Source organism: Exiguobacterium sp. s36 (genome assembly GCF_018618345.1).
GTDB classification, from domain to species: domain Bacteria; phylum Bacillota; class Bacilli; order Exiguobacteriales; family Exiguobacteriaceae; genus Exiguobacterium; species Exiguobacterium chiriqhucha.
The window spans coordinates 360,783-378,586 of record NZ_JACSLW010000001.1; the positions used below are offsets into that span (position 1 = coordinate 360,783).

Below are 17,804 nucleotides of genomic sequence, written 5' to 3' on the forward strand. Positions count from 1 at the left end.
GATTCCGGCAACGGGTCCCTTTTTTTTGCGCCCAAAAAGGCACGTGTCGGCTGACACGTGCCTTCATTTCATGTGAAGAACAAGTCGACTTCCTCTTCGCTCAACTCCCGATACGCCCCGGGTTCGAGCGTCGGGTCGAGCTCGAGTGCGCCGATTTGGACCCGTTCGAGCTGCTCGACGTGTTTCCCGACCGCGGCAATCATCCGTTTTACTTGATGATACTTCCCTTCCGAGAGCGTCAGACGGACCGTCGAACGACGTCCGGATTTGCTGATGAGCTCAAGTCGGGCCGGTTTCGTCGTATAGCCGTCCTCAAGCTCGACACCCTCGGCGAAGTGACGGACATCGTCTGTCGTCATCTCCCCGTCAACTTCGGCGACATACACTTTGTCGACATGCTTACGCGGTGACATGAGCGCATGATTGAACGCCCCATCGTTTGTGAGAAGCAACAGACCGGTCGTGTCCTTGTCGAGACGTCCGACCGGGAACAACTCGTAATGGGCGTAGGACGGGTCAATCAAATCGACGACCGTCGATTCGACCTTATCCTCGGTCGCACTGATGACACCTGCCGGCTTGTTCATCATCAAGTAGACGAACGGTTTGTACTCGACGACCTCGCCTTGCACGGTCACCCGTTCCGTTTCAAGGTTGACTTGACGTTTCGCGTCTTTGACAGGTTGGTCATCGACACGGACAACCCCTTGTTTCAGTAAAATCTTGACGTCTTTGCGCGAACCGTATCCCATGTTCGCCAATAATTTATCAATTCGCATTAAGCTTTCCTCCGATACTGGAATCGTTTCCCTAATAGTTTTCCGGCCAAGTGGCTTCTCCAACCGAGATAGCCGTATACGACGAGACCGATTCCGAAACCGACGATCGTGGCAACGATATCATTGCCCCAACTCGGTTCATTCCGGAGCGTGACGAACAGCGAACCATACACGGCGATAAACATCGCGCCACCCATGGCAAACATGAGCATCGTCCGACGCAACAGTTGCTTATACGGAAACTGGAGCGCCCGTTGGATTTTCCAAACCATGAGGATAATCGCGACGATATAACCGGCGATCGTCGCATAACCAGCGCCGATCCCGCCGAGTGCATACACGAAAGGTACGTTGAGCACAGCTTTCGTGATGAGACCCATCGCCGTCGCGAAGATGGTGAAATATTGACGGTTGATCCCTTGCAGGATGGCCGCCGCCACCGAGTAATAAGCGAGGAAGAACGCACTCGGTGCGTAGTGGAGCAGGTAGACCCACCCTTCGCGGTCACCTGGGAACAACGTCCCGAACAACGGCTCCGCGAGCGCGACCAATCCGATGACGGCCGGGATGGTGACAAAGAACGATACTTGGAAAATATGGTTCACTTGATTGCGAACTTTGTTCATATCGCCGTGCGTGAACGATTTTGTCACGAGCGGGATGGTCGCCATCGACACACTCGCCGCAATCGATACCGGAATCAACACGATTTTATGGGCGTTCCCCGTCAAGAATCCGAACGCGGACGTCGCTTCGGCGACCGACTTCCCAGAGTTGAGCAACGTATTGACCATCGTCAACTGGTCGACGAACTGATAGAGCGGCGTCGACAGACCGACCATGACGATTGGAATCGAATAGCTGAGCAACTCGAGCAATAGTGATTTCATCGAACGGACCGGTGTGCCGGCCGGATTATCGGTTTGACGATGGATGTCTTTCCGTTTGCGCCAGTACATGGCGAGCACGACGATACTCCCAATCGCACCGATAAAGGCGCTGAACGTCGCAATCGTGACGGCGAGCACTTTCAAACCGTTCAACTCGGTCGTCGCCACGGCAGCGGTGCCACCGAGCGAGTCAGCGAGCGGACGAATGAGTGCCGAGTCCGAGAAGACGAACAAGACGAGCATCGTCCCACTGAGGAGGAACATGATGCGGACGATCTGTTCGATGACCTGGGAGATGGCCGTCGGGGCCATGTCCTGATGTCCTTGGAAATAGCCGCGCACCATACTCATCGCTGGGATGAGCAGGAGAGCGAAACTGACGCTACGCGTGACGAGCGTCAACGAGTCGATATATTGCTGATTGTTCTCCGAGTTGCGGACCATGAGTTCCGATAACCACGGTGCTGAGAAGAACAGTAATAAAAAAGCGACGACTCCGGTCACGAGCATCAGCTTCATCCCTTGACGGAACAAGCGCTGACTCGTGCCATATTCGCCGAGCGCATTATACTTGGCGATGAATTTCGATACGGCCACGGGAATCCCTGCCGTCGAAATGGCGATCATGAGCGCATAATAGGTGTACGCCGCCTGATAGAGCGTGACACCGGCAATCCCGACCATCGCTTGGAACGGGAACGTATAGAGCAGTCCGAGTGCACGTGAAATCAAATTTCCGGCTGACAGCAGCAGCGTGCCTTTGACGAAGGACTCTCGTCCTGAATCTTGTTTGACGCTTGATGACATGAGATACCTCCATCTATTGTTTCACAACTAATGTACCTAATTTTACAAAACGACCGTTTCTCATTATACTCTTACTGTTGCAGATAATAAAGTTACGAATTTGATTTGAAAGAGAAACGAGGGATACCATGAGGAAAGATGTAATCGTCATCGGAGGAGGCCCAAGCGGTCTGATGGCGACCTATGCCGCCGCTAAAGCCGGAGCGAACACGCTCCTAATTGATAAAGGTTCGAAGCTCGGACGCAAGCTCGCCATTTCTGGCGGAGGACGCTGTAACGTGACGAACCGCAAGCCCGTCGACGAGTTGATTCAATTCATCCCGGGGAACGGACGCTTCTTATATAGCGCCCTCGCCCAGTTCGACAACCAGTCGATTATCGACTTGTTCACCGGGTTCGGCATCCCTTTAAAAGAGGAAGATAATGGCCGGATGTTCCCGGTGACGGATAAAGCGCAAGACGTCGTCAACACGCTCCTCAGGGCCATCGACCAACTCGGTGTCGAGATTCGCAAAAATGCGAAAGTGAAGACGCTCCATTTTAATGAAGCAAATGAGTTCGAAGCGGTCGAACTCGAGGACGGCGAGCGGATTGAGGCCGGCGCTTGCGTCATCGCCGTCGGTGGACAATCTGTCCCTCACACCGGCTCGACCGGGGACGGCTATCCATGGGCTGAGAAAGCCGGCCATACGATCACCGAGCTGTTCCCGACTGAAGTACCGATTTTGTTGAACGATGCGTTCATCGGCACGAAACAGCTGCAAGGGCTGTCGCTCCGTGACGTCGCCCTCACCGTTCACGGCAAGAAAGGCAAGCCGATTAAGACACACCGTGGCGACATGATTTTCACGCATTTCGGGATTTCGGGTCCGATTGCCCTCCGGTGCAGTCAATATACGATTAAAGAACGCAAACGTAGCAAAGAGCGCGTCGTCGCCCTCTCGCTCGACTTGTTCCCGGATATGGCACGTGACGAGCTGTATCAAGAGCTTTGGAACCAAGTACAAGACCAACCGAAGCGGGCCGTCAAGAACGTCTGGAAAGGGTTCATCCCGGAACGGATGCTCGACTTGTTGTTGGCCGACCTCGCGTTCGGCGAAGAGGACGCGAGCCAGCTGAAGAAACAATCGGTTATCGATTTCGCGACCCGATTGAAGACGTTCGAGTTGCACGCCACCGGAACGCTCGATTTCGATAAAGCGTTCGTCACGGGCGGCGGCGTTTCCGTCAAAGAAATCGCCCCACAAACGATGATGTCGAAGAAAGCAGACGGCTTGTTCTTCGCCGGCGAAGTGCTCGATATTCACGGCTATACGGGTGGTTATAACATCACGGCCGCCTTCACGACCGGACACTGTGCCGGTTCACACGCGGCACAGTTCGCGGAACAGACGACCGTATAAACAAAGAGAGTCGATCGCACGTGCGATCGGCTCTCTTTTTAGTGTCACTGTTTTGCTTCAAGTTGACGTCTTACTTCCGCCTCGAGCTCTGGCTCGGGTGGCAACCAGCCTTCCGGCTTCATGACTTTATTGTCTGACGCACGGAGGATCGGCTTGCCGTCTGGTCCGAGCTTCGCCATATTGGCACGCTGCACGATTTCAAACAACGGAACCGGGTCGAGCCCGAGTTCGACGAAACTGCCCATCACGAAATAGAGGGCGTCCGTGAGCGCATCACCTTGTCCGACGAGGCGAGCGACGTCGTCCGTCGGCGGTGCGTCTTGGAGCGATTTTTGAACCGCCTGTTCGAATCCTTGTTGGAACGTGGCGACGGCAGCAAGGAACTCGTCTTCATTCCGTGCCGATTGATGTAAAAATTCGACGACAGCTTCTTCTGCCGTCCAGACCGAACGTTTGACAGCACGGTCTAAGCTAAGCGGTTGCGGTGCACTCGCCTCCGGGTGTCCGAACGTCTCGTGGAACTGGCGAACCTCTTCATAAAAGTAACGTTTGCTCATCTCATTCTCTCCTATCAGTCGACCGAGACGAAATCGTCAAGGTCGAACACATCTGGTCGCACGATGGCGAATATCTCATTGTCTTGCAGGAACATGCCGGTCGAGCCGTAGACGCGAGGTGTCACCATCTGCCCGTTCATCGTCCCTTCGTCCGGGTTAACCGTATAGAGGACGAGTTCTTCCGAATCGAGGACGTAAATGCGCCCTTGGCGTTCGACGAGGCCGACACCGCGGAAGTTCTCGAACTTCTGTTGAATCGAGGCGCTCATCCCTTCGGTCGTGAGCGGTTTTCTCGACTCGACAGCCCATTCCGTCTTCGGTTCCGGTGCTGCTTCAGCATCTGCTTCATCTGTCGTCGATGTCGAATCGTCGTCTGAATCGGTTTCCGACGATGTATCCGTTTCCGCCTCACTGTCGTCGACTGTCTCTTCCTCGAGCGTCCGCTCTTGGACGTACAACAGTTCTACATCCGGCGTTTCCTCCAAACGGCTCATGATAATCAATCGTTTCGTCTCTTCATCGTAACCGAGGCCGAACAACCGATCTGTCGAGGCGATTCCTTTAATCAATTTGCGTCGTTGTTCCGTCCAACGGCCTTCTACCCGCTCGATTGTCACGAGAACCCCGTTCGCCGTGACGGCATATATCTTTTCTTCGGAAATCATGCGCATGCCGATGAACTCGCCGAACCGATAGGGTTGCCCTTCGTTCTCCAATATGAGCGACGAATTCACGCGATTGGCATTCCCGCTCACTTCGAAGAACTCTTTATTTTTCGTCAAGACAAGATACGATCCGATCGTGTCACTATAGTACACTTCATCAATCTCTTGAATCTGTTCAAGGGCATCGGTCGTATCGATGTCCTCCTCGTCCGGCGAGGCTTCGACGGGAGGTACCGAAGTCGATTGATGGCTCGTTTGAATATCGATTTTCTCAAACGTCGAGGCGATCTGGCTTTGGATGTCCTCGTCCGAAAAGACGAACACATAGCATAAAATCACTCCGACGACGACGGCAAATAGCGTCGTATATAGTACGTATGAACGTTTCATGGACGTTTCGTCCCCTTTATATGCAGTATCGCCCTTTAGTGTAACAAACCCGACCCGAAAAGAAAACGACATGACGAAAAAGAAAGGAACGTGTGACAATGTCACACATTCCTTTGCTTATCCAACGACGATATTGACGAGTTTTCCTGGAACGACAATCACTTTGCGGACCGTCTTTCCTTCCGTGAACTCTTGAACGCGTTCGTTCGCAAGCGCATCGGCCTCGAGCGCTTCTTTCGAAGCGTCGCGGGCCACGTGCATCTTCGCACGAAGCTTCCCGTTCACTTGGATGACGACTTCAATCGTGTCGCTGACGAGTTTCGACTCATCGAACGTCGGCCATGCCGCGTACGTCAAGTCTTCTGTCATGCCGAGACGTTCCCATAACTCTTCGGCCAAGTGTGGCGCGACTGGGGACAGCATCTTGATGAAGTTGACCATCTCTTGTTTTGGAAGCGTGTCTTGTTTGTACGCCTCGTTGATGAAGACCATGAGTTGCGAGATTGCCGTGTTGAAACGGAGCGCCTCGTAGTCTTCTGTCACTTTCTTCACCGTCTGATGGTACGTCCGTTCGAAGTCGGCCGACGGAGCGCCGTCCGTGAGCTCCGTCTGGTCGAACAAGCGCCAGACGCGGTCAAGGAAGCGACGAGCGCCGTCAAGGCCGTTCGTCGACCAAGCGATGGCTGCGTCGAGCGGTCCCATGAACATCTCGTAAAGGCGAAGCGTGTCAGCACCGTGCGATTTGATAATATCGTCCGGGTTGACGACGTTCCCTTTTGACTTCGACATCTTCTCGTTGTTCTCACCGAGAATCATCCCTTGGTTATAGAGCTTTTGGAACGGCTCGTTCGTTGGAACGATGCCGATATCATAGAGCACTTTATGCCAGAAACGAGCGTAGAGCAAGTGAAGGACCGCGTGCTCCGTACCACCGATATATAAGTCGACCGGAAGCCAACGCTTCAACTTCTCTGGGTCCGCGATCATGTCTTCATTGTGCGGATCGATGAAGCGAATGTAGTACCAGCAACTGCCGGCCCATTGCGGCATCGTGTTCGTCTCGCGACGACCCTTCTCACCGGTAACCGGATCCGTGTACGTCAACCACTCGTCGGCGTTCGCAAGCGGTGATTCTCCCGTACCTGACGGCTTGATTTCATCGATAATCGGGAGTTCGAGCGGAAGCTCTTCAATCGCAACAGTCTTGAGCGTACCGTCTTCCATATGAATGATTGGAATCGGCTCGCCCCAATAGCGTTGACGGCTGAACAACCAATCGCGGAGACGATACGTCGTCTTCGCACGGCCAGTGCCGGCGAGTTCGAGTTCTTCGATGATTTTGGCGATCGCGTCGGCTTTATTGAGGCCGTCCAAGCTGCCTGAGTTGACGTGGACGCCGTCCTCGACGTAAGCCGCCTCATCCAAGTTGCCGCCTGTGACGACTTCACGGATCGGAAGGTTGAACGTCTTCGCGAACTCATAGTCGCGCTCATCATGTCCAGGTACGGCCATGACCGCGCCCGTGCCGTATGTCGACAACACGTAGTCAGCGATCCAAATCGGAAGCTTCTCCCCGTTGACCGGGTTGATGGCGTAAGCGCCGGTAAATACACCCGTCTTCTCCTTGGCGAGATCCGTCCGTTCGAGGTCTGTCTTTTTCGAGACTTCTTCGACGTATGCTTCGATGGCGACGACTTGTTCCGGTGTCGCGATTGCTTTCACAAACGGGTGCTCCGGTGCGAGCGTGACATATGTCGCGCCGTAAAGTGTGTCCGGACGTGTTGTGAACACCGTCACGACTTTATCGTGACCGTCGACTTTGAAATCGACTTCGGCCCCGACCGACTTGCCGATCCAGTTGCGTTGCATCTCTTTGACGCTGTCTGGCCAGTCAAGCCCTTCTAAATCATCGAGCAACCGCTCGGCGTATTCCGTGATACGAAGCACCCACTGCTTCATCGGCACACGGTAAACCGGGTGGCTTCCCCGCTCCGACAATCCGTCGATGACTTCTTCGTTGGCGAGTACCGTCCCGAGGGCCGGGCACCAGTTGACGGCGACTTCGTCGACATAGGCGAGTCCGCGGTCATGGAGTTGTGTGAAGATCCATTGCGTCCACTTGTAGTATTTCGGGTCGGTCGTGCTGATTTCACGGTCCCAATCGTACGAGAAACCGAGCTCTTTCAATTGGCGGCGGAATGTGCCGATGTTGCGCTCTGTGAACTCGCGCGGGTCGTTCCCTGTGTCGAGGGCATATTGCTCGGCCGGAAGACCGAACGCGTCCCAACCCATTGGATGGAGGACGTTGAAGCCTTGCATCCGTTTCATGCGGGCGATGATGTCCGTCGCCGTGTAACCTTCCGGGTGACCGACGTGAAGTCCCGCTCCTGATGGATAAGGGAACATGTCAAGGACGTAGAAACACTCCTTGTCCGGGTCTTCTGTCGTCCGGAATGCATCTTTCTCGTCCCAACGCTTTTGCCATTTCGGCTCGATGTCTTGATGTTTAAAATAGTCCAACATTCATCCTCCTCTGCATAATAAAAAGCCTTCCGCCCCGGTAATGGGACGAAAGGCTTGAAAGCTTTCCGCGGTACCACCCATGTTGCATTTCTGCCACTTGAGACGCCGGTAACGAGGCGTAACTCCGGTTCACCCTACTGTTCGTTCAGGCGAACTGCTCCAAGGCGAGTTCTCGCGGTCCATATACCGGTTCACACCACCCACCGGCTCTCTACAAATACAGACGTCACGATACTATTCCTCTTCTACGCATGTGTATGATCTCACTCGTTCATTTTAGCCCAATCTGTTTTAGAGCGTCAACTTGATTTTTCAGGTACTCGGATGTCCTTCATGAAAATGAAGAACGCGAGCGCGATGGCCGTGAGCAAGAATAGCATTGTAAAGACGGCACCGATGCCGAATACGTCATAGACGAGACCCGACACGGTCGGACCGATCATCCGACCGACCGAGGCCGCGATATTGACGAGTCCTTGGAACTGACCTGCTTTCCCCGGCGGTGCGAGTTTCGCGGCAATCGTCGGAACGGCCGGCCAAATGAACATCTCCCCGATCGTCATGACGATCATCGCGACCATGAACATCGTGAAGCCCCCCGCGAACGGGACGACCGCGAAGGCAGCGAGGAAAATGACGGCGCCGACGATGAGTTGCTTCTTCAAATCATCTTCAAAGTAACGAAGCGCCCGGTTGAGGAGCGGTTGAGCGAACACGATCAAGGCTCCGTTCACCGTCCAAAGGAGTGAATACTGGCTGATTGTCACGCCAAGGTCTTTCGAATGGACGGCGATTGTCCCTTGCCACTGCACGTAAACGAACCAAAGGGCCGCGTAGCCGATGGCGACGAACCACATCGATTTCATCGTCGCACTCGATAACGTCGTCGCCGCAGCCTCAAGCTGCGACTGGACGACCGGACGTGCCGGGTCTTTCAAATAACGGAGCCCGAATAAGAGGACGACGACGAATAAGACCGATAAGAAGAAGTTGGCGTAGAAAATCAACTCGATATCGATGCGCGCAATCTGTCCGCTCATCGCTGTCCCGAGGGCGACCCCGACGTTTTGAGCGACGTAAATCGCGTTGAACGAACGGCGTCCACCTTCCGGCCAAATCAAGCCGGCAAAGGCGTATACCGTCGGGAAGACGAGACCGCCGGAGAACCCGATTAAGCCGAGCCAGCCCAAGTAGCCGAGGAACGTGGCATGGAACAACAAGAACCCGAGCGAGCTCACGAGCAATAGGCCGACCGAGAGGATGAGCGTCCGCTTCCCGCCGATCCGGTCAAACAGCGTCCCCCCGATATAGTTCCCGGCAATGGCGAGCGCCGAGTTAACGAGCAACGCCATCCCTGCGAGCGTCATTGACTCGCCTAAATATCCATTTATATAGAGTGTGTTAAATGGCCATAAAAAAGACGCCGCCGTCGTATTGAGCGCCATCGCGATGACCAAAATCCATACCGAAATCGGCATTTTGTTGTTCATACCAGTTACTCCTTTCCTACCCGTTAAACGATAAAAATTCGGCACGACGGCCGAATCAAAAATAAGTCCTCCTCCAAGCTAACGGAACGCCTCATAACTGTCAAGAAAAATTACTTATTATGAAATAACGGTGACTTATCTTTGTGATAGCATGAGCAAAGAAGGAGAGGATATTCATGCAAAACCCGTTTGGCGAAGCCAAATATCACAAATTAAATGAAGCATATCGCCGCGAGTTCGGCGGAAAAGTGTTCAAAGTACCGCTCGACGGCGGCTTCACTTGTCCGAACCGGGACGGGCTCGTCTCGAAGGGCGGGTGTACGTTCTGCTCGGATGACGGAAGTGGCGACTTCGCAGGCAATGCCTGTGATCCGATTTCGGTCCAATTCGCCGAAGTGAAGGCGCGGCTGCACCGAAAATGGAAACACGCCCGTTACATTGCCTACTTCCAAGCGTTCAGCAACACGTATGCCCCCGTCGCCCGGCTCCGGGAATTGTTTGAGCCCGCCCTCGCGGAGGACGGTGTCGTCGGTCTATCGATTGCGACCCGACCGGACTGTCTGCCAGACGACGTCGTCGACTATCTCGCCGAGTTGAATGAACGGACATCTCTCACGGTCGAACTCGGCCTGCAGACGATTCACGATGCGACGGCGAGGAAAATCAATCGTGGTCACGACTACAAGACGTTCTTGGAAGGACTCGACAAACTCCGGCGACGCCAAATCAGCGTCGTTGTCCATATCATCAACGGCCTGCCGGGCGAGACGACGGAGATGATGCTCGACACGGCGCGAGAAGTTGCTAAAATGGACGTACAAGGAATCAAGATCCATTTGCTCCACGTCTTGAAGCAGACCCCGCTCGCCAGACAATACGAAAAAGGACTGCTCGAGCTCATGGACGAGACGACTTACGTCTCGCTCGTCTGTGATCAATTGGAAGTATTACCGCCCGAGATGGTCATCCATCGTCTGACCGGTGACGGTCCACCCGATCTGTTGATCGGTCCGACGTGGAGCCGGCACAAGATGGCCGTCCTAAACGCCATCGATGCCGAATTAATGCGTCGTGATTCTTTCCAAGGAAAAAAGAAGGATGAGAGCCATGGGATTAATGAGAGTTTTACCGTTCGCGAAATACCTACTTCGTGAACATGTGACGCCAGGTGCCGTCGCCATCGATATGACGGCCGGCAACGGGCACGACACATTGTTTTTAGCCGAACTCGTCGAAGCGACGGGACATGTCTATGCGTTCGACGTTCAAGCCGCGGCGGTCGAGGCAACACGGACTCGTATCGAGGAAGCAACATTGACGGACCGTGTCACCGTCATTCATGATAGCCACGACACGGTCCGGGACATCGTGGCAGACGAGACACGCCCAATCACAGCGGCCGTGTTCAATCTCGGCTATTTACCGGGAAGCGACAAGTCGGTCACGACGACCGGCAATACGACCATCGACGCCCTCGAGCAACTGCTCGATGTCATGGCCGTCGGCGGCGTCATCGTCGTCGTCATCTATCACGGCCATGAGAGCGGCAAAGTCGAGCGCGACGAAGTGCTAGCCTATGTCGAATCAATCGATCAAAAACGGGCCGGCGTCCTCCGTTACGGCTTCATCAATCAAATCAATCATCCCCCGTTCATCGTGGCGATTGAAAAACGAGCATAAAAAAACAGGCGACTCATGCGAGTCGCCTGATTTCATTCTCGAATCAATTCATAAAACGTGATGAGCGTCTCCGCGAACTTCGTATTCAATCGTTCATAGCCGAAGTGCGGGAACCCTTCGAGCCGACGAATATACACTTGGTCGCCGCCGATTTTCCGGCAGACGTTGAGTGTCAATTTCACATCGGCGAAGCGATCGTCCGGTGCGTAGAAACAAGCGAGCGGCAGACGCGGCAGATGTTTCTTCTCTTCTTGATGCTCGACGATTTCCTCTTCGATTTCACGGTATTGACCGTACGTGATCTCCCCGAAGCGCGACGACTCTTCCCCGCCACCCATGAACGTCATCATGCCGAGCGGAAGGTCAGGACGGAAACGGTCGACCGCACTGGCCACGACTTGTTTCAGTCCGCCGATTTGGCGGGACGGATGCCAGTCGAACAGCGGTGAGATGTACGTCAGACTGCCGAGCGGCACGTCATATTCCTGGAGCAAGCGGTTCGTCAACAACGCCCCGAGACTGAACGCGATGACGTGAATCGGCAGCTTGTACTGACTCGCCTCACGTAACGTGTTCTTGATTAACAATTTATGGTCTTCCGCCGTCAAACCGACCGTCTGGCCGGTCACGACGAGGACTTCATACTCGTCCCGCAACCGTCCTAAAAACGCCTCACTCAAACGCGACGTGAACTGGAGCGGATACACGATCACGATGACCCCTTTTCGTGATTCTTCTTCATAAGCCATGCTGTCACCTCATTTTGTTATCACATATCTTTATACTAACAAAAAACATCAGCCGAGACTGATGTTTGGTTGAAAATCCGTCTAGGGTCTTAGCGCGGGTCGTACCGTAAATGAATCAGTTCCATCGGTTGATCGTATACTTCTTCTTGGATTCGATTCAGTTCGATGAACGCCTCATGACTCAAAAAAGCGATGGCTTGCTCGTTCGAGCTTTCGACGTACAGCTCGATCGGTTGGACTTTCCGTTCCCGTAGATGCGACAACAGTGCCGTCCCTAGGCCTTGGCGGTGATGAGCCGGATGAAGATAGAGACGGAGTACTTCCCATGTGTCCCCGCGGTCGATGGCGTGATAGAAGCCGATGACGTCGCCTTCGGCCTCACCGACAATGAACAACTGCTCTTTCGCTTCCTCGCTTGAACTGATGGCGCGGACGATCTCTTCTTGTTGATAGGCGCGTTCCATTACTTTCGAACGAACCTCGTCTCGTTCACTGACCGTCGCGAGCGCAATGTCGCGGATGGTGGCGGCATCTTCTGGCACGGCTTCTCGAATCTTCATAACGGCATCCCCCTTTTGGCCAATCTAGTAGTAACATTCCCCATCGGCAAAAAAATATCCTGCCCGTTCATTACTTTTTGATGTCGAAATGAAGGAAGACGTTATTTTCCATTTTGTGTCGGGTATAAGAGTATCAATGCCAACTTATAAAAAGGAGTGTTACCATGGAACCGAAACTACAACACGATCCACAAGTCGAGCAAGCCAATCATCCGAACCGTCAGTTTGAACAGACGAACACAGGAGGCCCAAAAATCACAGTCGTGACCGGGATGCTCCTCGGCGCCCTCGTCGGCGGCCTACTCGCCTTACTTAGCACGTCAAACCGTGAGAACACGAAACAATCGTTCTCGAGCGCGAAGTCATCGGTCGGCGGTCTCGTCGACACGGTCAAACAAGACCCGGCCGGAACGGCGTCACAAGTCATCGGTCAAGTGAAAGCAGCGACCGAGGTCATTCAAGACGTCGCGACCGACGTGCAAAACGTCTATGAAAAAGTCGCCGGTGAAGTCGACACGGTCAAACAAGACGTGAACAAAGTCGTCGGGACGGCACAAGAAGCGAAATCGGATTTACAATCGATTGGCGAGAAAGTCGTCGAAGCGAAAGATACGGCACTTGGCAAAGAGAACTCAACAACTGAAGACAAGCCGCAAGCCTAAAAAAAACGACCTTTCGAGTGAAAGGTCGTTTTTCTATGCTTATGCGAAACGTTTCGCGCCTTCTTCGAGCACTGCCGCTTTGTCCGTTTGCTCCCATGGGAGTTCAACGTCTGTACGACCGAAGTGGCCGTAAGCTGCTGTCTGCTTGTAGATTGGGCGACGAAGGTCGAGCATCTTGATGATGCCGGCCGGACGGAGGTCGAAGTTCTCACGAATGAGTTCGACGAGCTCAGTCTCGCTCAATTTGCCTGTGCCGAACGTATCAACCGCGATCGATACCGGGTGAGCAACACCGATTGCGTAAGCAAGTTGAACTTCTGCTTTGTCAGCAAGTCCCGCTGCAACGAGGTTTTTCGCCACGTAACGAGCTGCATACGCTGCTGAACGGTCAACTTTGGTAGGATCTTTACCTGAGAACGCGCCGCCGCCGTGACGAGCGTATCCACCGTACGTATCGACGATGATTTTGCGTCCTGTGAGACCTGCATCCCCTTGTGGTCCACCGATTACGAAGCGGCCAGTCGGGTTGATGAAGTATTTCGTGTCCGCGTCGATGAGTTCAGCCGGGATGACTGCATCGATGACGTGCTCTTTCAAATCAGCTTGGATTTGCTCGAGCGTGATGTCTTCCGCGTGTTGTGTCGAGATGACGATTGTGTCGATGCGAACTGGGTTGTTCGCTTCGTCGTATTCGACTGTCACTTGTGTCTTACCGTCTGGGCGAAGGTAAGCGAGCGTGCCGTTCTTACGAACTTCTGCCAAACGACGTGACAATTTGTGAGCGAGTGAAATCGGGAGCGGCATGAGTTCCGGCGTCTCTTTTGTTGCGTAACCGAACATGAGACCTTGGTCACCAGCACCGATTGCATCGATTTCTTCTTCAGTCATTTGTCCTTCACGAGCTTCGAGCGCTTGGTCAACACCTTGCGCGATGTCTACCGATTGCTCATCGATCGATGTGAGGACAGCACAAGTCTCTGCATCGAAACCATATTTCGCACGTGTGTAGCCGATCTCACGAACAGTTTCACGAACAACTTTCGGGATATCCACGTAAGTTGATGTTGTGATTTCACCTGCTACGAGCACGAGACCTGTTGTGACAGACGTCTCAGCCGCAACGCGGGCGTTTGGATCTTCAGCTAAAATTGCATCCAAAATCGCATCTGAGATTTGGTCACAAATTTTATCCGGATGTCCTTCCGTGACGGACTCCGAAGTGAAAAGTCGACGGTTCAAGTTTGCCATTTCGAAAAACCTCCTATAATAAAGGGTGATGTGTGGACGGTACTCGTTCCCCTTACGCGTTGCTTTGGGACGGTAATGAAAAAAACCTCTCGCCATGTTCAAATGGGAAAGGTTGAATCGTTCTTCCTTACCCTCTTATCGTTCGAAGCTTACGCTTCGCTTCAGGATAGCACCTTTTCCGAATAACAATGAAAACTCGGACGGTTGCTGGGCTTCGTAGGGCCTTGTTCCCTCCACCGCTCAGAATAAGAGTATCCGTTACGAAGACCATCATATAAATGACACCCCGTTCTGTCAAGCGTATCGACCGAATTCGTCAAACTTTTCACAAACGGTCAAATAGTTATGTTTGTGAAATATCAAACATTTTTTTGTCCGTTTTGGTTTTTGTACTATGACCTGATACAGAATATGTTAGAATGACAATGTAAGAAAGCGCTTACTTTAAAGGGTAAAAAATGCTTGTTTTTGATTAGTATGTCACATATAATAAAAACGTCATACTGATTAAACGCGGAAGTATGCGGATTTCATCCACATCTATTTAGGGGAAAGGTGGGATTCAGGATGGCGACAACGCTCCTGAAAATCGAAGAATTAATTAAAGGTGCCGACATGATGCGGAACTTGACGGTTCCAGAACTGGTGGAAGAAGCCATTCGCAACGGTGAGGGCGTACTGACGAAAGACGGGGCTTTATCGGTCAGTACTGGGAAATTCACAGGACGGTCACCGAAAGACAAATTCGTCGTGCAAGATGAAGTCAGCAATCATTTAGTAGACTGGGGTCCAGTCAACCAACCGATCGCGGAAGAGAAGTTCACCGCGCTACTCGACAAAGTGTTGACGCACCTCGAAACGAAAGACAAGCTCTATTATCTCGAGGCGTCTGCGGGGGCAGACGAGCACTATACGCTCCCGGTCCGTGCCATCACGGAATACGCGTGGCACAATTTGTTCGCCAAACAGTTGTTCTTGCGTGAATGGCCGACGAAAGGTGCCTTCGAGCCCTTCACGGTCATCTATGCACCTAGTTATAAGGCCGACCCAATCATCGACGGGACGAACTCCGAAACGTTCATTCTCGTCTCATTCGCCAAGCGGACCATTCTGATCGGGGGAACAGAATACGGCGGCGAGATTAAAAAATCGATTTTCTCGGTCATGAACTTCCTGTTGCCGGAACAACATGTGTTATCGATGCACTGCTCGGCGAACGTATCGGACGCCGGCGAGACGGCCCTTTTCTTCGGTCTATCGGGAACTGGGAAGACGACACTGTCGGCCGACCCGGAACGCCATTTGATTGGGGATGACGAGCACGGTTGGTCACCCGACGGCGTCTTCAATATCGAGGGCGGTTGCTACGCGAAGACGATCAATTTGTCGCGCGAGAACGAGCCGGAAATCTACGATGCCATCCGTTTCGGCTCATTGATTGAGAACGTCGTCTTAGACGAGAACCGGGCACCGGATTATAAGAATATCTCGCTCACCGAGAACACACGGGCCGCCTATCCGATTCAATTCATCGATAACGCGATGCTTCCGTCACGGGCCGGTCATCCGAACACGATCGTCTTCTTGACGGCCGATGCATACGGGGTATTGCCTCCAATCAGCAAATTGACGAAAGAGCAGGCGATGTACCACTTCTTGTCAGGGTATACGTCAAAACTCGCCGGCACGGAGCGCGGCGTCACTGAACCACAGGCGACGTTCTCGACCTGCTTCGGGTCACCGTTCTTGCCGCTCGCACCGGAGCGCTATGCGGACATGCTCGGTACGCTGATTGAGAAGCACGACGTCGACGTCTATCTCGTCAACACGGGTTGGACCGGCGGCGCGTACGGAGAAGGATCACGGATGAAGCTCGCCTATACACGGGCGATGGTGAACGCGGCGGTCAACGGCAAATTGCGTGACGTCGAGACGACGCGCCACGACATTTTCAATGTCGAGATTCCACGCCACATTGACGGCGTGCCAGGCGACGTGCTCAATCCGCGGGACACATGGAAAGACGGAGCGCGCTACGATGCCGAAGCAACGGCGCTCGCCCGGAAGTTCCAGGACAATTTCAAACGATTCACGAAAGCGAGTGAGGCGGTCGTTGCGGCCGGACCAATCATCGTATAACGAAAAATGAGACGATTGCCGATTCGGCAGTCGTCTCATTTTTTTGAGTTGGCGAGCATCCATTCCATCGCCGCATCGGTCGTCTTCCATTTTTCCCAAAACGGGAGTTGATGGGCGAACGGGACGACCCAAAGTTCGGCCCGCTCCCCCATCCGTTCCGCTACCGCCGTCGCATGGCGCAGGCGGACTTGTTCATCATCGGTGCCGTGAATCAACAACGTCGGTGCATCCCATTCCTTGTAGAGCGGCGAGCGCTCGACATAAGCGGCACGGGCCGCTCCCGGGTCGCCCCCGGTCATACGGCGCAACATCTTCCGCATCGAACGCTGTTCTTCATACGTCCACTCGAGATTGGTCACACCCGCCCATGACGTGACGGACGTGAGCGGTCGTTCCGCGGCGAGCGACAACGCCATCATGCCCCCGCGCGAGAAACCAAGGGCATGAATAAACGTATCCGTTCGACAGACACGATCGTAGAGAGACAGGACGTCCTCTAGATCGGCGCCGCCGAAGTCCTCTTTCCCGCTCCCGCCATGGTTACCCCGGTAAACGGGCGCCACGACGTGAAAACCTTTGGCAGCGAACTGCATCAACCGGGGCAAACGCACATCCCCGATGCGTCCTGTTCCGCCGCGCAGATAGAACAGGACATGTCCGTTCGGCCGTTTCGGTGTGATCGTATAGGCGACGACGTCCTCACCGTCACGCGTCGCATACCAGCCACGATGGACCGGATAACCGGCGTACGGCGGCAGGACCTCGACCTTGTCAAACCAATTGTTTTTCATAGAGCACCTTCATCGTTTCCGGGAGCACCCGGTCTTTCATCATGAAGCTGTACCGATTGTTCCGGAGCAGATTCGTCGGCAATTCCTTCATAAGGACGGCCCCATCGGTCTCGTCGACCGCCGGATGATCGTCGAAACGTTCGATTTCGGCGAAATAAATATTTTTAATGACCGTGTCGCCACGCCCAAGCACGCGATATTGGCCGAGATAATGGAGCGTCTTCACGACACCGCCCGTCTCTTCATACACTTCCCGAATCGCGGCGTCATCTTCGTGTTCGCCGGGTTCGACTTTCCCACCCGGAAACTCGAGCCCGCGCTGCTTGTGCTTCGTCAGCACCCATTGATTTTCAAAGCGAGCGACGACCCAGACGTGGAGCGGTGTATCCGAAAATGGATAGTGCGCAAAGCTCAACTCGACTTTATTGTGATAGTAGTCCGTGAATGTCAACATAGTCCATCCCTTTCTTT

At 53.7% G+C, this 17,804-nt stretch carries 16 protein-coding genes, 1 riboswitch and 1 other annotated feature; of the genes, 5 read left to right on the top strand and 11 right to left on the bottom strand.

Features of this window, described 5'->3' with window-relative positions:
* Window positions 1-68: 68 nt before the first annotated feature.
* Both KNP95_RS01845 and KNP95_RS01850 read right to left on the bottom strand, forming a co-directional pair.
* Complete coding sequence (locus tag KNP95_RS01845; RefSeq protein ID WP_131471312.1) at window positions 69-779, bottom strand: pseudouridine synthase; 711 nt, start codon at window positions 777-779, stop codon at window positions 69-71.
* Entirely contained in the window at window positions 779-2,476 is a 1,698-nt protein-coding gene (locus KNP95_RS01850) for a putative polysaccharide biosynthesis protein (RefSeq protein ID WP_214714552.1), read from the bottom strand. The genes KNP95_RS01845 and KNP95_RS01850 overlap by 1 nt, the downstream gene beginning before the upstream one ends.
* 128 nt (window positions 2,477-2,604) lie before the next feature.
* Between KNP95_RS01850 and KNP95_RS01855 the strand changes: the two genes are divergently transcribed.
* Entirely contained in the window at window positions 2,605-3,879 is a 1,275-nt protein-coding gene (locus KNP95_RS01855; protein WP_214714550.1) for a BaiN/RdsA family NAD(P)/FAD-dependent oxidoreductase, read from the top strand.
* A gap of 44 nt (window positions 3,880-3,923) precedes the next feature.
* On the opposite strand, the gene KNP95_RS01860 is transcribed toward KNP95_RS01855, so the two are convergent.
* The 4 genes from KNP95_RS01860 to KNP95_RS01875 all read right to left on the bottom strand — a co-directional run bounded on the left by KNP95_RS01860 (window position 3,924) and on the right by KNP95_RS01875 (window position 9,504).
* A complete protein-coding gene (locus tag KNP95_RS01860; RefSeq protein WP_131471313.1) occupies window positions 3,924-4,436 on the bottom strand; it encodes a pyrophosphohydrolase domain-containing protein in 513 nt (170 codons plus the stop codon).
* 14 nt (window positions 4,437-4,450) lie between these two features.
* The gene (locus tag KNP95_RS01865; protein ID WP_214835197.1) at window positions 4,451-5,491 is read right to left on the bottom strand and encodes a hypothetical protein; all 1,041 of its coding nucleotides are present in this window, start codon (window positions 5,489-5,491) and stop codon (window positions 4,451-4,453) included.
* A 117-nt stretch (window positions 5,492-5,608) separates the two neighbouring features.
* Window positions 5,609-8,014: a leucine--tRNA ligase gene (gene leuS, locus KNP95_RS01870; RefSeq protein ID WP_214835198.1), complete on the bottom strand. Its 2,406-nt coding sequence runs from the start codon at window positions 8,012-8,014 to the stop codon at window positions 5,609-5,611.
* Window positions 8,015-8,052: 38 nt separating this feature from the next.
* Window positions 8,053-8,271, bottom strand: a binding site (T-box leader).
* A 42-nt stretch (window positions 8,272-8,313) separates the two neighbouring features.
* Window positions 8,314-9,504, bottom strand: coding sequence for an MDR family MFS transporter (locus KNP95_RS01875; RefSeq protein WP_051627705.1), 1,191 nt, complete (start codon window positions 9,502-9,504; stop codon window positions 8,314-8,316).
* A 176-nt stretch (window positions 9,505-9,680) separates the two neighbouring features.
* Between KNP95_RS01875 and mnmL the strand changes: the two genes are divergently transcribed.
* Both mnmL and mnmM read left to right on the top strand, forming a co-directional pair.
* Window positions 9,681-10,658: a tRNA modification radical SAM protein MnmL/YtqA gene (gene mnmL / locus KNP95_RS01880; protein ID WP_029595143.1), complete on the top strand. Its 978-nt coding sequence runs from the start codon at window positions 9,681-9,683 to the stop codon at window positions 10,656-10,658.
* A complete protein-coding gene (gene mnmM / locus KNP95_RS01885; protein WP_214714544.1) occupies window positions 10,612-11,184 on the top strand; it encodes a tRNA 5-(aminomethyl)-2-thiouridylate-methyltransferase MnmM in 573 nt (190 codons plus the stop codon). Before mnmL ends, mnmM begins: the two co-directional genes overlap by 47 nt.
* A gap of 32 nt (window positions 11,185-11,216) precedes the next feature.
* Here mnmM and KNP95_RS01890 read toward each other — a convergent pair whose 3' ends face one another.
* Together KNP95_RS01890 and KNP95_RS01895 are read right to left on the bottom strand one after the other, a co-directional pair.
* Window positions 11,217-11,933: an alpha/beta fold hydrolase gene (locus KNP95_RS01890; RefSeq protein ID WP_021065554.1), complete on the bottom strand. Its 717-nt coding sequence runs from the start codon at window positions 11,931-11,933 to the stop codon at window positions 11,217-11,219.
* An 89-nt stretch (window positions 11,934-12,022) separates the two neighbouring features.
* Window positions 12,023-12,493: a GNAT family N-acetyltransferase gene (locus KNP95_RS01895; RefSeq protein ID WP_029595141.1), complete on the bottom strand. Its 471-nt coding sequence runs from the start codon at window positions 12,491-12,493 to the stop codon at window positions 12,023-12,025.
* 164 nt (window positions 12,494-12,657) lie between these two features.
* On the opposite strand from KNP95_RS01895, the gene KNP95_RS01900 reads away from it, so the two are divergent.
* The gene (locus KNP95_RS01900; protein ID WP_214714542.1) at window positions 12,658-13,155 is read left to right on the top strand and encodes a hypothetical protein; all 498 of its coding nucleotides are present in this window, start codon (window positions 12,658-12,660) and stop codon (window positions 13,153-13,155) included.
* A 39-nt stretch (window positions 13,156-13,194) separates the two neighbouring features.
* Here KNP95_RS01900 and metK read toward each other — a convergent pair whose 3' ends face one another.
* Window positions 13,195-14,403, bottom strand: coding sequence for a methionine adenosyltransferase (gene metK, locus KNP95_RS01905; RefSeq protein ID WP_021065551.1), 1,209 nt, complete (start codon window positions 14,401-14,403; stop codon window positions 13,195-13,197).
* 132 nt (window positions 14,404-14,535) lie between these two features.
* Window positions 14,536-14,655, bottom strand: a riboswitch (SAM riboswitch).
* A gap of 315 nt (window positions 14,656-14,970) precedes the next feature.
* Here metK and pckA point away from each other — a divergent pair.
* Window positions 14,971-16,542, top strand: a complete 1,572-nt coding sequence (gene pckA, locus KNP95_RS01910; RefSeq protein WP_021065550.1) for a phosphoenolpyruvate carboxykinase (ATP) — start codon at window positions 14,971-14,973, stop codon at window positions 16,540-16,542.
* Window positions 16,543-16,577: 35 nt separating this feature from the next.
* On the opposite strand, the gene KNP95_RS01915 is transcribed toward pckA, so the two are convergent.
* Window positions 16,578-17,333: an alpha/beta hydrolase family protein gene (locus tag KNP95_RS01915; protein WP_214835199.1), complete on the bottom strand. Its 756-nt coding sequence runs from the start codon at window positions 17,331-17,333 to the stop codon at window positions 16,578-16,580.
* Complete coding sequence (ytkD, locus tag KNP95_RS01920; RefSeq protein WP_021065548.1) at window positions 17,314-17,787, bottom strand: RNA deprotection pyrophosphohydrolase; 474 nt, start codon at window positions 17,785-17,787, stop codon at window positions 17,314-17,316. Before ytkD ends, KNP95_RS01915 begins: the two co-directional genes overlap by 20 nt.
* Window positions 17,788-17,804 lie beyond the last annotated feature (17 nt).

What these genes read in the sequence shown, in the direction of transcription:
- KNP95_RS01845 (WP_131471312.1), bottom strand. Translation starts at nt 779, where the DNA reads ATGCGAATTGATAAATTATTGGCGAACATGGGATACGGTTCGCGCAAA.
- KNP95_RS01850 (WP_214714552.1), bottom strand. Translation starts at nt 2,476, where the DNA reads ATGTCATCAAGCGTCAAACAAGATTCAGGACGAGAGTCCTTCGTCAAA.
- KNP95_RS01855 (WP_214714550.1), top strand. Translation starts at nt 2,605, where the DNA reads ATGAGGAAAGATGTAATCGTCATCGGAGGAGGCCCAAGCGGTCTGATG.
- KNP95_RS01860 (WP_131471313.1), bottom strand. Translation starts at nt 4,436, where the DNA reads ATGAGCAAACGTTACTTTTATGAAGAGGTTCGCCAGTTCCACGAGACG.
- KNP95_RS01865 (WP_214835197.1), bottom strand. Translation starts at nt 5,491, where the DNA reads ATGAAACGTTCATACGTACTATATACGACGCTATTTGCCGTCGTCGTC.
- leuS (WP_214835198.1), bottom strand. Translation starts at nt 8,014, where the DNA reads ATGTTGGACTATTTTAAACATCAAGACATCGAGCCGAAATGGCAAAAG.
- KNP95_RS01875 (WP_051627705.1), bottom strand. Translation starts at nt 9,504, where the DNA reads ATGAACAACAAAATGCCGATTTCGGTATGGATTTTGGTCATCGCGATG.
- mnmL (WP_029595143.1), top strand. Translation starts at nt 9,681, where the DNA reads ATGCAAAACCCGTTTGGCGAAGCCAAATATCACAAATTAAATGAAGCA.
- mnmM (WP_214714544.1), top strand. Translation starts at nt 10,612, where the DNA reads ATGGGATTAATGAGAGTTTTACCGTTCGCGAAATACCTACTTCGTGAA.
- KNP95_RS01890 (WP_021065554.1), bottom strand. Translation starts at nt 11,933, where the DNA reads ATGGCTTATGAAGAAGAATCACGAAAAGGGGTCATCGTGATCGTGTAT.
- KNP95_RS01895 (WP_029595141.1), bottom strand. Translation starts at nt 12,493, where the DNA reads ATGAAGATTCGAGAAGCCGTGCCAGAAGATGCCGCCACCATCCGCGAC.
- KNP95_RS01900 (WP_214714542.1), top strand. Translation starts at nt 12,658, where the DNA reads ATGGAACCGAAACTACAACACGATCCACAAGTCGAGCAAGCCAATCAT.
- metK (WP_021065551.1), bottom strand. Translation starts at nt 14,403, where the DNA reads ATGGCAAACTTGAACCGTCGACTTTTCACTTCGGAGTCCGTCACGGAA.
- pckA (WP_021065550.1), top strand. Translation starts at nt 14,971, where the DNA reads ATGGCGACAACGCTCCTGAAAATCGAAGAATTAATTAAAGGTGCCGAC.
- KNP95_RS01915 (WP_214835199.1), bottom strand. Translation starts at nt 17,333, where the DNA reads ATGAAAAACAATTGGTTTGACAAGGTCGAGGTCCTGCCGCCGTACGCC.
- ytkD (WP_021065548.1), bottom strand. Translation starts at nt 17,787, where the DNA reads ATGTTGACATTCACGGACTACTATCACAATAAAGTCGAGTTGAGCTTT.